This window comes from Hydrogenophaga sp. LT287, assembly GCF_055702805.1.
The window spans coordinates 38,212-52,271 of the sequence record NZ_JBVPZC010000026.1; the positions used below are offsets into that span (position 1 = coordinate 38,212).

Annotated in this window: 10 protein-coding genes and 1 pseudogene; 6 read left to right on the forward strand and 5 right to left on the reverse strand. The window is 63.9% G+C overall.

The window, feature by feature from the left end; translation table 11 throughout:
- Positions 1 to 35 precede the first annotated feature (35 nt).
- Together AC0GNR_RS15810 and AC0GNR_RS15815 are read left to right on the forward strand one after the other, a co-directional pair.
- A complete protein-coding gene (locus tag AC0GNR_RS15810; protein WP_472901859.1) occupies positions 36 to 2,549 on the forward strand; it encodes a PAS domain-containing sensor histidine kinase in 2,514 nt (837 codons plus the stop codon).
- The gene (locus AC0GNR_RS15815) at positions 2,546 to 5,119 is read left to right on the forward strand and encodes a PAS domain S-box protein (protein ID WP_472901860.1); all 2,574 of its coding nucleotides are present in this window, start codon (positions 2,546 to 2,548) and stop codon (positions 5,117 to 5,119) included. The genes AC0GNR_RS15810 and AC0GNR_RS15815 overlap by 4 nt, the downstream gene beginning before the upstream one ends.
- Positions 5,120 to 5,145: 26 nt before the next feature.
- Here the strand turns inward: AC0GNR_RS15815 and AC0GNR_RS15820 are convergent, their stop codons facing one another.
- The 3 genes from AC0GNR_RS15820 to polA all read right to left on the reverse strand — a co-directional run bounded on the left by AC0GNR_RS15820 (position 5,146) and on the right by polA (position 10,028).
- Positions 5,146 to 5,997, reverse strand: coding sequence for a ZIP family metal transporter (locus AC0GNR_RS15820; protein WP_472901861.1), 852 nt, complete (start codon positions 5,995 to 5,997; stop codon positions 5,146 to 5,148).
- 101 nt (positions 5,998 to 6,098) lie between these two features.
- Complete coding sequence (locus AC0GNR_RS15825) at positions 6,099 to 6,998, reverse strand: dienelactone hydrolase family protein (protein ID WP_472901862.1); 900 nt, start codon at positions 6,996 to 6,998, stop codon at positions 6,099 to 6,101.
- 192 nt (positions 6,999 to 7,190) lie between these two features.
- Positions 7,191 to 10,028, reverse strand: coding sequence for a DNA polymerase I (polA, locus tag AC0GNR_RS15830; protein WP_472901863.1), 2,838 nt, complete (start codon positions 10,026 to 10,028; stop codon positions 7,191 to 7,193).
- Between the two features lie 71 nt (positions 10,029 to 10,099).
- Between polA and AC0GNR_RS15835 the strand changes: the two genes are divergently transcribed.
- The 4 genes from AC0GNR_RS15835 to AC0GNR_RS15850 are packed head-to-tail and all read left to right on the forward strand — an operon-like array spanning position 10,100 to position 12,734.
- Complete coding sequence (locus AC0GNR_RS15835) at positions 10,100 to 10,423, forward strand: hypothetical protein (protein ID WP_472901864.1); 324 nt, start codon at positions 10,100 to 10,102, stop codon at positions 10,421 to 10,423.
- A 16-nt stretch (positions 10,424 to 10,439) separates the two neighbouring features.
- Positions 10,440 to 11,450: a homoserine kinase gene (locus AC0GNR_RS15840; protein ID WP_472901865.1), complete on the forward strand. Its 1,011-nt coding sequence runs from the start codon at positions 10,440 to 10,442 to the stop codon at positions 11,448 to 11,450.
- A 25-nt stretch (positions 11,451 to 11,475) separates the two neighbouring features.
- Positions 11,476 to 12,330 (forward strand): BPSS1780 family membrane protein, encoded by an 855-nt coding sequence (locus AC0GNR_RS15845; RefSeq protein ID WP_472901866.1) that lies wholly within the window; start codon positions 11,476 to 11,478, stop codon positions 12,328 to 12,330.
- A gap of 17 nt (positions 12,331 to 12,347) precedes the next feature.
- Positions 12,348 to 12,734, forward strand: coding sequence for a hypothetical protein (locus AC0GNR_RS15850; protein ID WP_472901867.1), 387 nt, complete (start codon positions 12,348 to 12,350; stop codon positions 12,732 to 12,734).
- Between the two features lie 66 nt (positions 12,735 to 12,800).
- Here the strand turns inward: AC0GNR_RS15850 and istB are convergent, their stop codons facing one another.
- On the reverse strand, positions 12,801 to 13,616 hold the full coding sequence (istB, locus tag AC0GNR_RS15855) for an IS21-like element helper ATPase IstB (protein ID WP_472901868.1): 816 nt from the start codon (positions 13,614 to 13,616) through the stop codon (positions 12,801 to 12,803).
- Positions 13,609 to 14,060, reverse strand: a pseudogene (locus AC0GNR_RS15860) (IS21 family transposase); the annotation flags it as partial. The pseudogene AC0GNR_RS15860 and the gene istB, both read right to left, overlap by 8 nt.

The window sequence follows — 14,060 nt, forward strand, 5'->3', positions numbered from 1 at the left end:
CCAGTGCCCTCCATGCGACACTGCGGTCGGTCTCGTTGCTGATCGGTAGCGCGGCCAGTCTGCTCACGCCGCTGGTGCACTGGAGCACCACCAACCCGCTGGAAACCTGGGCAACAGCCCTGGTGGCGGTATTGGGCTGGTTTGCATTTGCGCTGGTGCGCTCAGGGCACACACGATTCATCCCGCACCTGCTGGTGTTCGGCGTGCTCTCAGCGTCCATTTTGGCGGTGCTGGCCCACGGCTCGGTGCGCACGGCAGGCGGCTTCCTGTTTGTGGCCGCGGTGGCGGGGGCAGGCATTTTGCTGGGTCGCAACGCGCTCATGGCGTCGGTCGCGTTCAGTGTGGCGTCGCTGGCGGTGCTGACCTATGCCGAACGCAGCGACTGGCTGCACACGCCCAACTTTGAGGTCGGCTTCAAGGTCTGGCTCACCCACTCTGCCACGCTCACCGTCGTCGCCATACTGGTCTATTACAGCCGCCTGCGGGCACAGCAGGCTGCCACCCAACAGCTGGAGGAATATGAACGGCGCAAGCGCACCGAGCAAGAGAGGGACCGCAATCTGGAGCGCTTCGCCCGCATCTTTCACAACTCACCCAGCCCCATGATTGCCCAGTCGGCCCACAGCGGTGTGGTGCTGGACGTCAACCCCGCGTTTGAGCGCTGCTACGGTTACACCAAAGAACAGCTGCTGGGCCGCGTGGAGAGTTTTCTGTGGGCCGACCCGGCAGAACGCGAGGCCTATGCCTTGCGCCTGTTCAGTCAGCGCAGCATCCGGCAGCACCCGGCGCTGGGCCAACGTGCAGACGGCAGCACCTTCCACACCATGCTGTCCAGCGAACTGAGTGACGATCGAGAAGACAAACTGATCATCACCACCGTGACCGATGTCAGCGTGGAGAACGAAGCATTGGTGAAGCTTCAGCGCTCCGAAGAGCGCTTTGCCAAAGCCTTCAATTTCAGCCCGCTGAAGATGACCATCACCCGGCTGAGCGATGGCAAGTTTGTTGAGGTCAACCAGGCCCGAGACCCTGTGCAGGGTCTGGGCAGACAAGACTTGATCGGCAGAACGACGCTGGACACAGGCGGCTGGCTGAGCCCGCAGGAGCGCAATATTTTCATCAGTCGCATCCAGCGCGAAGGCCACCTGAGCGGCTACGAGACGCGCATGCGGCACGCCGACGGCCAGGTGATCGACGCCAAGATGTGGGCCGAGCTGATCGAGATCGACGGCGAGGACTGCATACTTTCCTGCTTCGTCAACACCACCGAAGAAAAACGGCGCGAAGCGCTGCTGCTGAGCGTGGCCCAGGGCATGACAGGACAGACTGGCGAGGCTTTTTTTAAGGCCTTGACGCAGCACATGGCGCAGTCGCTCGGCGCCGACATGGTGATCATGGGCGAGCTGCGCCCTGACCAGCGGATGCGCACCCTGTCGGTCTGGTCCGATGGCACCCATGGCCGCAATTTCACATTTTCGCTGGCGGGTGCACCCTGCGGCAAAGCCCTGGACCAAACCGGTCTCTGCGTCCACACCGAAAACGTGGCCCAGCAATACCCTCAAGACCCACCGCTGGCAGAAGCCGGCTTCGAGGCCTACGTGGGGCAGTCGCTGCGCGACGACACAGGTGAGCCCATCGGGGTTCTGAACGCGCTCTGGAAGCACCCCATTGCGCTCACACCCGAATTGCGCGCCCTGATGTCTATCTTTGCCAGCCGGGCCAACGCCGAGTTGCTGCGGCTGCAGCGCGACCGAGAAATTCAGCGCCTGAACGAAACGCTGGAGCAGCGGGTGCGCGAGCGCACCGCCGACCTGCAAAAGCTCAATGCCGAACTTGATTCGTTTGCCTACTCGGTGTCGCACGACCTGAAGTCACCCCTGCGCACCATCGACGGCTTTACCCGCTTGCTGGACGAGCAACTGGGCGAGCGCCTGAGCAGCGAAGAGCGCAGCATGATGCAGCGTGTGTTGGCCGCCACCCACCGCATGTCAGGGCTGATTGCCGACCTGCTGGCCCTGGCCCGCGTCAGCCAGGGCGCGCTGAGCCCGCAGCGCGTGGACCTGAGCACCATGGCCCACGAGATACTGGACCAGGCGCTTGAAAAGCAGCCCGAACGCAAGGTGGAGCGCCGTATCAGCCCCGGCCTGAGCGCCCACTGCGACGAGCGACTGGCCCGGATAGCACTGGAAAACCTGCTGAACAACGCGCTGAAATACAGCCGAAACCAGCCCTTGGCGGTGATCGAAATGGGGCAAACCGAAGCCCTGCGCGGCACACCGGCAACACTGTTCGTTCGCGACAACGGCGTGGGTTTTGACATGGCCTACGCCGACAAGCTCTTCAAACCCTTCCAGCGCTTGCACCTGCCCAGCGAGTTTGAGGGCACGGGCATTGGTCTGGCCACGGTGCGGCGCATCATTGAACGCCACGGCGGGGGCATCCGGGGTGAAGCAGCGGTGGGAAATGGAGCAGTTTTTATTTTCTCATTCGGTCCATTGAACCCGCCCACACGATCTGCAAACCCGCCGTTGGCGCTCACACACAGATGAAAAATCCCGCATCGATACCTGAGCTGGACGATCCCCTGGCCAGCGGCCAGTCAGCCTTCCTGCTTGAAAGCCAGCAAAAAGCACTGGGCGCCCTGCTGATGGCGCTCTGCCTTGCTGCGCCCACAGTTTCGCTAGGGGTGTTCCTGCGAGAAGGCTTTAGCGCGTTGGCCGGTGTTGCCTTGTCGCTGACGCTCGTTGTCTGGCTCAGTCTGTGGTTATTCCGACGCCAGCGCATGCGCCAGGCTGCCCATACCGTGATCTTTGCCGTCTTGGCGGCCTCGATCGTCGGGGTTGTCGCTCACGGCACCGTGCGCAGCGGGGCAGTGCTGGTGATGCTGGCAGGGGTTGTGGCGGCTGGCTCTTTCTTGCCACGGCGCACCATGTTCCTGACTGCATTGCTAAGCGTGGCGGCGCTGGCCGTACTCAACGCGCTGGAGACGCAGGGCGTGCTGCGCCAGCCCAACCTTCAAGCGGGGTGGGCCGTCTGGGTCACTCAGACTGGCGTTCTGGTGAGCGTGCTGTTGAGCGTGTTCCATGGGCGCCACCGCACCCGCGAGGCCTTCATTAGTCATGAACAAGCTTTGGCGCGGGCAGCGGAGGTCGAAGCCAAGCTGCGCGCCAGCGAGGCGCGCTTCATGGGGCTTTTTCGCAACACACCTGCCGCTTGCCTGGTGCAAAACATGGAAACGCGCTGCGTGCTGGACGCCAACGAAGCCTTCGTGAAAATGTTTGGCTACCCGCGCGAAGCCTTGCTGGACCAGACACCTCCCACCCTGTGGGCCGACGCCGGCGAACACCTGGCCTTTCGTGCGCGCATGCAGGTCGAGGGCCGGGTCAGCGGCATGCGGGCACAGGCGCTCCGCAGCGACGGCAGCTCTTTTGAAGCCCTTCTTTTTTCAGAAACCATCCAGCAGGGAACCGATCGGCTGGTGATGTCCATGACCCTTGATGTCAGTGCTGAGGTGGCGTCGCGCCAGGAGTTGGCGCAGTCTGAAGAGCGGTTCTCCAAAGCGTTCAACTTCAGTCCGGTCGGTACCGTCATTTGCCGGCTGCGCGACGGCACCTACCTGGAGGCCAACCCGTCCAACCAGCGCGTGCTGGGCTACAGCGCCAGCGAGTTGCTGGGCCATACATCCACCGAACTCAATGTGTGGATTTCACAGGAAGACCAGCGCGCTTACGCCAGCCAACTGCACGAACAGGGACAGGTGCTGGGTTTTCCGACCCGGCTGCGCAACAAGCAGGGCGAGGCGGTGGACGTGATGCTGTGGTCGCAGGTGATCGAACTCAACGGCGAAGTCTGCGAGCTGGCCTACACGATCAACGTGACCGAAGAACGGCGCCGAGAAGCCATGCTCATGACCGTGGCCGAGGGCGTGTCCACCCACACGGGCGAAGCGTACTTCTTGTCCGCGGCAGAACATCTGGCCAGGGCCGTGGGTGCGCAGGGCGTTGTCATTGGCGAACTCGACGCTCAGAACCAACTGGGCACACTGGCCTTGATGCAAGACGCAGAACTGCAGCCCAACCGCACCTTGCCGCTGCACCACACCGGCTACGCCCGGTTGTTGCTGCAAGACGATCTGCTGCTGCTTGACACCCGTTCGCAGCAAATCGTTCAGTCTTGCCCACCGTTTGACCCGGACCAGATGGAAGCCTTTGCGGGCGTCACCTTGCGCGATGCCGACGGCTCGATGGTGGGCCTGCTGGCCGTGACCTGGCAACGCATGCCCGACTACGGCGAAAGCATGCAGGCGCTGCTGTCCATTTTTGCCAGCCGCTGCAATGCCGAGCTGCTGCGGCTGCGCCGCGACCGCGAAATTCGCAAGTTGCAGGAAACACTGGAGCAGCGGGTGGCTGAGCGCACGGAACAGCTGGAGTATCTGAATCGGGAGCTCGAAACCTTTTCTTACTCGGTCTCGCACGACCTCAAGTCGCCCCTGCGCTCCATGGACGGTTTCATGCACCTGCTGCGCGAACAAATGGCATCGCGCATGACCACCGAAGACGAAGATCTGGTGGACCGCATCGCGGCTTCGGTGACGCGCATGAACAGCCTGATCAACGATCTGCTCGCGCTGGCCCGCGTGAGCCAGGGCCAGCTTCAGCGCATGCGTGTGAACCTGAGCGAACTGGCCGAGGACGTGATTCGCCAGGAACGCCACCGGGACCCCACGCGCGAGGTGGAGGTGGTCATTGCGCCCGGCCTGATGGCCGACTGCGACCCCCGCCTGGCCCATATCGTGCTGGAAAACCTGCTGGGCAACGCCTGGAAATACTCACGCAACCAGCCCAAAGCGCGTATCGAGATGGGCGTTTGCGCTGACGCCGTCAGCGGCCTCAAAGGCTTTTTCGTGTCCGACAACGGGGCCGGCTTTGACATGAGCCGCGCCGACCGCCTGTTCAAGCCATTCACCCGGCTGCACTCGCCCAAAGAGTTTGAAGGCTCGGGCATCGGCCTGGCCACGGTGCGCCGCATCATTGAGCGCCACAGCGGGCAAATTCAAGGCAAAGGCGCCACCGGTCAGGGTGCCATGTTCTGCTTCAGCTTTGGCAACCACACGGTCTGATTGGCTGAGCGCACCCCGCTGACCGCTCAGTGCGTGTGCGCGAAGCGGCTGACCACCGTGACCAGCCCGATGCCCGCCAGCAGCCAGGCAACCTGGGCAGCCGTCTCACGCAGCCCCAGCCGCTTTTGCAGCTGCGGAATCAGGTCGGCCAGCGCCACATAAACAAAACTGCTGGACGCCGCCACCAGAAAAAACGGCAAAAAATCGTCGAGCTTGCTGAGCAAAAAATACCCCACCAGCCCGCCAATGGCCGTGACGGTGCCGGCCAGAGACACCTTCACCAGCGCCGCACGCGGTGTGCCCGAGGTGTGCCGCAGCACCACCAGGTCGCCCATGTGGTGGGGCACTTCATGGGCCAGCACAGCCACAGCGGCCACCACGCCCAGCTTCATGTCGGCCATGAAAGCCGAGGCGATCAGGATGCCGTCGCCAAAAGCGTGCACGCTGTCGCCCGCCAGCACCGCCCAGCCGCCCGAGCGCGGCCCGTGGTGGTGCGTGTGAGCGCCTGCGTGGGCGGCCGCGCTGGCGTGGCTGTGGTGTGCATGGCCGTGCCCGTGCGCGTGGCCATGTGCGTGCTCAGACTCGGGCATCGCCTCGTGGTGGTGCTCATGCCCGTGGTGCCACAGCTCGGCCTTGTCGAGCAAAAAGAAAAACACGAGGCCCGCCAGCAACATGGAAAACAGCTCGTGTGCGCTGGCCTGGCTCTCAAAAGCCTCGGGCAGCAGGTGCATAAACGCGGTGGCCATGAGCGCGCCCGCCGCCAGGCTCAGCATGTGTTGCGTGTAGCGCGCCAACATGGCGAAGCTCAGCAAGGCAGCCAGCCACACGCTGCCCACCCCCGCCAAAATGGTGCCCACCAGGATCGCTAACAAAGTCATGTTGTTCTGCTCAATTCACCCGTCAAACGCCCTGCCCAGGGCCGCCGCCGCCAAAAAAAAGGCCGCTAAACAGCGGCCTTGGTGCACATGCAGCACATACGTTATGCCACGCCGTGCTGCTTGAACCATGCCATGGCGCGCTTCCAGCCGTCTTCGGCCGCGTCCTTGCGGAAACTCGGCCGGTAGTCCGCGTGGAAGGCGTGCGGGGCTTCGGGGTACACCACAAAAGTCGACGCCTTGGCCGCTGCGTTGCCAGCCGCCAGCGCGGTCTTCATCTTATCAACTGTCACCAGCGGAATGCCCGTGTCGGCACCGCCGTACAAACCGAGCACCGGCCCATGCAGGCCAGCCGCCACGTCCACCGGGTGCTTCGGGTTAGGTGCGCTCGTCTCGCCCACCAGCCGGCCGTACCACGCCACACCCGCCTTCACCGCCGGGTTGTGTGCGGCATACAGCCAGGTCTGTCGCCCACCCCAGCAAAAACCCGTCACACCGATTTTGCTGGCGTCGCCCCCGTTGGCCGCTGCCCACTTCACCGTCGCGTCCAGGTCGGCCAACACCTGCGCGTCGGGCACCTTGGAAATCACCTCGGCAATCAGCTTGGCCATTTCGCCATAGCCTTGCGCATCGCCCTGGCGCACAAACAGCTCCGGCGCAATGGCCAGGTAGCCGGCCTGCGCAAAGCGGCGCGCGGTGTCGGCAATGTATTCGTGCACGCCAAAAATTTCGGACAACACCAGCACCACCGGCAAGCCGGTTTTGCCGGCAGGCGCAGCCCGGTAGGCCGGCATCGAATAGCCGTTGACGTCAATCATCACGTCGCCCGCCGTGAGGCCGGTGGCCGGCGTGTTGATGGCCGTCTGCGCCATGATGGGCAGGGCTGCGGCGGCATAACCGACACCGAGGGCCGCCTTCAGCGCGGTGCGGCGCGTGGTACCGGCTTCGGTGGACTGGCCAGGCAGCAAGGCCGACAGGTCCTGGGTCTGGGTTTCATTGAGCATGGGTCATCTCCTGTTGTTGTGATGGGAAGATCAAATGATTCTGCATGCACGGGAAAGTTCGCAAAACGCCCCAACATATCCCCGTCAAGCGCGGGCTCCCAGCCAAGAAACACCGCGGAACCGGCCGCCGGGCCGCAGGTGTTGCCCCCTTGGAGGGGGTGACGCCGCAGGCGGCGCAGGGGTATGTCGCCGTCAGTGCGCCTTGTCCCAGTTCGGCCCCACGCCCACCTCGGCCAGCAGCGGTACCTTGAGCTGGGCCACGCCAGCCATGAGGTTTGGAATCTCGGTCTTGATCCAGTCCACCTCGGCCTCGGGCACTTCGAACACCAGTTCGTCGTGCACCTGCATGATCATTTTGGTGCCCTTGCCTTGTGCATCCAGAGCCTTTTGCACCGCCACCATGGCGAGCTTGATGAGGTCGGCGGCCGTGCCCTGCATGGGGGCGTTGATGGCCTGGCGCTCCAGCCCGGCCAGGCGGGCGCCCTTTTCGTTCTGGATGCCGGGCAGCACCAGGCGGCGGCCAAACACCGTTTCCACATAGCCCTGGGCTTTGGCCAGGGCGCGGGTGTCGTCCATGTACTGCTTCACACCCGCAAAGCGGGCGAAGTAGCGATCGATGTAGGTCTTGGCGGCGGCGTTTTCGATACCCAGCGACTTGGCCAGACCGAAGGTGCCCATGCCGTAAATGAGGCCGAAGTTGATGGTCTTGGCGTAGCGGCGCTGCTCGGTGCTGACCTGGGCGGCGTCCACGCCAAACACCTCGGCGGCGGTGGCGCGGTGCACGTCAACGCCTTCGTGAAAGGCCTTGAGCAGGGCCGCATCACCGCTGATATGGGCCATGATGCGCAGCTCGATTTGCGAGTAGTCGGCGCTGGCGATGACGCTGCCTGCGGGCGCCACAAAAGCTTCGCGCACTTTGCGGCCCTCGGGCGTGCGGATAGGAATGTTTTGCAGGTTGGGCTCGTTGCTTGAAAGCCGCCCCGTGACCGCCACGGCCTGCGCGTAATGGGTGTGCACGCGGCCGGTGCGCGGGTGGGCCAGCTGGGCGAGCTTGTCGGTGTAGGTGCCTTTGAGCTTGGACAGGCCCCGGTGCTCCAGAATTTTGGCGGGCAGCGGGTAGTCTTCGGCCAGTTTTTCCAGCACCTCTTCGTCGGTGCTGCGGGCGCCGGTGGCGGTTTTCTTGATGACCGGCAAGCCGAGCTTGTCAAAGAAAATTTCACCCAGCTGCTTGGGGCTGGCCAGGTTGAACGGCTGGCCGGCAATGTCGTAAGCCTCTTGCTCCAGCGCGTGAATGCGCGTGCCAATGTCGTGGCTCTGCTTGGCCAGGGTGGGCGCGTCGATCAGCACGCCGTTGCGTTCAATGCGGTACAGCGCTTCGCTGCTGGCCATCTCCAGCTCGTAAATGAAACGCAGTTTGTCGTCGGCCTGCAGCTGAGGCCAGAGCACGCGGTGCACATCCAGCGTCTGGTCGCTGTCTTCACACGAATACTCGGCGGCTTTGGGCACGTCGACCTGCGCAAACGGGATCTGGTGCGCGCCCTTGCCGCACAGGTCTTCGTAGCTGATGCCGCTTCGGCCCAGGTGGCGCTCGGCCAGGCTGGCCAGGCCGTGGGGCTTGTGCACTTCCAGCACGTAGCTTTGCAGCATGGTGTCGTGCGCGTAGCCCTGTACCTCAATGCCGTGGTTGGCAAACACATGGCGGTCGTACTTGATGTGCTGGCCGAGCTTGTGCCTCGCCGGATTTTCCAGCCAGGGTTTGAGCTGGGTCAGCACCTCGTCAAAAGGCAGTTGTTCGGGCGCGTCGGGCCCGGCGTGGCGCAGCGGGATGTAGGCGGCTTCGCCGGGCTTCACGCTGAAGCTGATGCCCACGATCTCGGCGCGCATTTCGTCGAGCGACGTGGTTTCGGTGTCCACCGCCACCAGCTCAGCGCTTTGCACCTTGGCGAGCCAGGTGTTGAAGGCGTCCCAGGTGAGGATCGTTTCGTAGGCGAGGTTCGGTGCGCGCGCGGGGGCAACGGGTGCCGGCTCCGAGAAAAGATCCCGTTCGCCCTGAGCCTGTCGAAGGGCTTCGACAGGCTCAGCCTGAACGGTGGTTTTCGCGCCGAGCGACTGCGCCAGGCCCTTGAAACCGTAGGTTTCGTAGAAGCTGCGCAGCGGCTCGGTCTGCGGTTGCCCCATGCGGATGGCTTCAAGCGCGGGCATGTCCGGCACCCAGCCGTTGAGGTCGCAGTCGGTCTTGATGGTCAGCAGCTGGCGGCCGGTGGGCAGCCAGTCCAAAGCCTTGCGCAGCTTGTCGCCCACCGCACCTTTGATCTGATCGGCCTGCGCGATCAGGGCGTCCACCGAGCCGTATTCCTGCAGCAGCTTCACGGCGGTCTTGGGGCCCACGCCCTGCACGCCGGGCACGTTGTCCACCGTGTCGCCCACGAGCATCTGGTAGTCCAGCATCAGGCGGGCGGGCACACCGAATTCGGCCTCCACCCCGGCCAGGTCGCGCACCTTGCCGCTCATGGTGTCGATGATGGAAATGTGCTCGTTCACCAGCTGCGCCAGGTCTTTGTCGCCGCTGGAAATGACGACCTCAATCCCCTGGCTCGCCGCCGCCGCTGCCAGCGTGCCGATCACGTCGTCGGCCTCCACGCCCGGCACATCGAGCACCGGCCAGCCCATCAGCCGCACCACCTCGTGAATGGGCGCTATCTGCGCGCGCAAGTCGTCCGGCATCGGGCTGCGCTGGGCCTTGTAGGCGGGGTAAATGGCGTCGCGAAAGGTGGGGCCTTTGGCGTCAAACACACACGCGCCGTACACCGAAGGAAAGTCCTTCAGCAGCTTCTGCATCATGTTGATCATGATGCGAATGGCGCCGGTCTTGTAGACCGTGCCGTCGGGCAAGGTGGTACTCATGGACTCGCCGCCGGCAAAAAACGCGCGGTAGAGGTAGCTGGAGCCGTCCACCAGCAGCAAGGTGGGTGGGCGCGCGGCATCGGGCGCTGCGCTGGGCGGGGTTGGGGTCGTGGGTGCTTCTGACATGGCGCCATTGTGGAGGAGTTTGGGACAGCCCCTGCCGCGCCGGCGTCCACCCTGGTTGCCTACAATCGGGCATGCACTCTACTTTGCGTCTGTTGACGTTGCCTACCCTGTGTCTGGCCCTGAGCGCCGCGGCCCAGCCCCCTGCCGCGGTGCCCGATGCGCCTGCGCCGCTGCCCCTGACGCCGCGCGTGGAGCGCATCACCCATGAAGACGCGCTGTCTCGCATTGACGAGCTGCGCGTGGGCGGGCAAACCCAGCGCATCGACGTGCAACCCAAAAACGGCGCACCCGCCTACCAGATACAACCCGGCCAAGGGCAGCCTGCTGGCTTGGACAGCGCCACCCAACCCACCGGCAATGCCGGGCGCAGCAGCTGGCGCATCCTGAGTTTCTGAACTTTTTTGCTTTCACATGGCCGTTTACACCGAAGTCCCGTTTGAAGAAGCTGCCGCCCTGCTGCGCACCCTGAACCTGGGTGAACTCACCCAGCTGCAGGGCATCAAGGGCGGTATTGAAAACACCAACTATTTCGTCACCAGCGAACGCGACGGCGCGGTGCTGGAACACGTGCTCACCCTGTTTGAGCGCCTGGGCTTTGAGCAGCTGCCGTTTTACCTGCACCTCATGAAGCACCTGGCGGGCAAAGGCATAGCCGTGCCCGACCCGGCCGCCACAACCCAGGGCGACATCCTGCACCGCGTGCAGGGCAAGCCTGCTGCGGTGGTGAACAAACTGCGCGGCAAAAGCGAGCTGCGCCCCAACGCGAGCCATTGCCACGCCGTGGGTGACATGCTCGCCCGCATGCACCTGGCCGGGGCCGATTTCGCCATGAGCCAGCCCAACCTGCGCGGCCTGCCCTGGTGGAACGACACCGTGCCGGTGGTGCTGCCGTACCTGAGCGCGGCCCAGGCCGACCTGATCCGCTCAGAACTGGCTTTTCAAAACCATGTGGCCGCCAGCCCGGCCTATACCGCGTTGCCCCGCGGGCCCATTCACGCCGACCTGTTCCGCGACAACGTGATGTTTGACGGCGACGAGCTCACCGGCTTCTTTGACTTCTACTTTGCCGGCTGCGACAGCTTTTTGTTCGACATCGCCGTGTGCCTGAACGACTGGTGCGTGGCACACAGCGCCGACGACCAAGACGGCGCCCACGAACCCGAGCGAGCGCAAGCTTTTCTGGCCGCTTACCAGGCGGTGCGCCCCCTGAGTGCTGCCGAACGCAGCCTGCTGGGCGCCATGCTGCGCGCCGGCGCCCTGCGCTTCTGGGTCTCGCGCCTGTGGGACTTGCACCTGCCCCGAGAAGCCGCCATGCTGCAAGCGCACGACCCCGCGCATTTTGAACGTGTGCTGCGCCTCCGCGTCCAACACGCCCAAACCCTCTCATCGGCCCTGCTCGATACGCCCTGCCTGGCGCACTGAGCCCGCTACAACCTGCGTCCCCCTCATGAAACTCAATGTCGTCCCCGCAAGCACCGGCCTGTCCTGGGTCAAGCTGGGGGTGAAAACCTTCTTTCGCCAGCCACTGGCCATGTCTGGGCTGTTTTTCATGTTCATGGCGGTGGTCTCGGTGCTGTCGGTGGTGCCGTTCGTTGGCACGGCAATTTCGCTGGCCCTGGTGCCTGCGGCCACCGTGGGCCTGATGGCCGCGAGCCGCGAAGCCACAGCCGGGCGCTTTCCCATGCCGGTGCTGTTGCTCACGGCGTTTCGCTCGGGCATGGACCGCGCACGCCCCATGCTGATCTTGGGCGGCATGTACGCGGGAGCGCTGCTGCTGGTGCTGGGTATTGCGGCCCTGCTCGGCCCCACTGGCGGCACACCCGTGCCGGTCACCGATGGCGAAGTCACCCCTGAAGCGATGCGCACAGCCTTGGTCAGCCAAGGCATGTGGGTGGCCATGCTGGCCTACGTGCCGGTGCTCATGGCCTTTTGGCATGCGCCTGCGCTGGTGCACTGGCACGGCGTGAGCCCGGGCAAAAGCCTGTTTTTCAGCGTCATGGCCTGCTGGGGCAACAAAGGCGCCATGCTGGTCTACACCTTTGGCTGGGTGGGTGTTTTCGTTTTGATGGGTCTGGTCGTGAGCCTGCTGGGCGCCATGCTGGGCGGGGCCAGCGCGCTGAACCTCATCATGTACCCCATGGTGCTGTTCATGGCGTCCATGTTTCACACCTCGATCTACTTCACCTTTCGTGACAGTTTTGTACTTGATGACAGCTCGTCCACCGCAAGTTTGAGGAACCTCGTGGAGAAGAATGGAGTTTGGGCTCCTGATGAAAACTCAGACGAATCGAAAAAGCCCTAAAAGCAGGATCATCCAAAATGAACCAGATACACACCCTTCAAGGCCGCAGCGAAGCAGAAGTGACGTGGTTTCAACGCCGCGATACCCTCAAGGCGGCGGCGGCCTGGGTGGCCATGGGCGGCATGCCCGCGGCACTGGCCCAGCAGCGCAGCAACGTAGTGGAATTTGTGGGCGACGTGCTGCTGAACGGCCAGCGCATGCGGCCACAGCAAACCATACAGACCGGCGACGAAATTTTGACCGGCCCTGCTTCGCGTCTGGTGTTTCTGATCGGCAACGCCGCGTTTCATGTGCGGCAAAACTCGCGCCTCACCGTCGAGCGCGGCAACACGCTCAACACCGTGAGCCTGCTTCGCCTGCTCACGGGGGCGGTGGTCAGCGTGTTCGGGCGCGGCGGCTGTTGATTCATCAGTACAACTGAGCCAGTGATCACGTCGAATACTGAGCCACCGGGTTGATGGGTTTTTTGGCTATTCGGTTGTGGATAAGTCTATAGGGTCCGCTGGTTTTCGATCTCCTTTCTGAGTCTTTGGGCGTTGCTTTGGCAGTGCCGCGCCAGCGGCACTGGAATGCTTGAATCGCCAGCTCTCGTTGCCCGTCTCCACGATGTGGCAGTGGTGCGTGAGACGGTCGAGCAAGGCGGTGGTCATCTTGGCGTCGCCAAAGACGCTGCTCCACTCCGAGAAGGTGAGGTTGGTGGTGATCACCACGCTCGTTCGCTCATAGAGTTTGGAGAGCAGGTGGAACAGCATCGCGCCGCCCGACTGCGTGAACGGCAAGTAGCCCAGTTCATCCAGGATCACCAGATCGACATACATCAGGCGATGTGCCAACTGCCCAGACTTGTTCTGAGCCTTCTCCAGCTCCAGGGCGTTGACCAACTCCACCGTAGAGAAGAAACGAACCCGCTTGCCGTGCATGCGGATCGCCTCGATCCCCAGGCTCGTAGCCAGGTGGGTCTTGCCCGTGCCGGGGCCACCGACCAGCACCACGTTGTGCGCCGACTCCAGGAATCGAAGGGTGTGCAGCTGGCGCACCAGCGCTTCATCGAGTTGCGCATGGACGAAGTCAAAGCCAGCGAGATCGCGGTGCGATGGGAACCGCGCCACGCGCATCTGGTAGGCCATGGAGCGCACCTCGCGCTGCGCCGTCTCAGCCTTGATGAGCTGGTGCAACACGGCCTCATGGTCGAGCGACTTCATGCGGGCGGTGCCCAGCACCTCCGGCCATGCACTGGCCATGCCGTGCAGGCCCAGCGCTTTGAAAGCATCAATGACATCATGCATGGTCGGACTCCGGTGACGCCTCATGAGGCTGGGGGTTGCGCAGTGCGTCATAGCGCCGCAGGTTGGCCAGTGGTGGCGTATTGAGCGTGAGCATCGTGGCCACTGGCGGCTCGGGCGCACGCTGCTCCTGCAAGCGAGAGAGCACGTTGAGCACGTGCTCGGCACTCACCCGCCCGGACTGCAGCGCCAGCTCCACCGCCACCTGCACGGCCTCCAGCCCGTGCAGGCTCACCCCCATGAGCACCTGCGCCATCACCCTGTCGCCCCCGCTGTGGCGCAGCAACTGGCGCTGCAGTTCCTGTAGGGGTTCGGGCATGGTCTTGAAGGGCGCACCATTGCGCAGCGCACCGGGCTTTCGCTCGACCAGCGCGATGTAGTGCATCCAGTCGTAGATCGTCTGATCCCGCTCGAAGCTGCGCTCCAGCCGCACCTGCCGCCCATCGG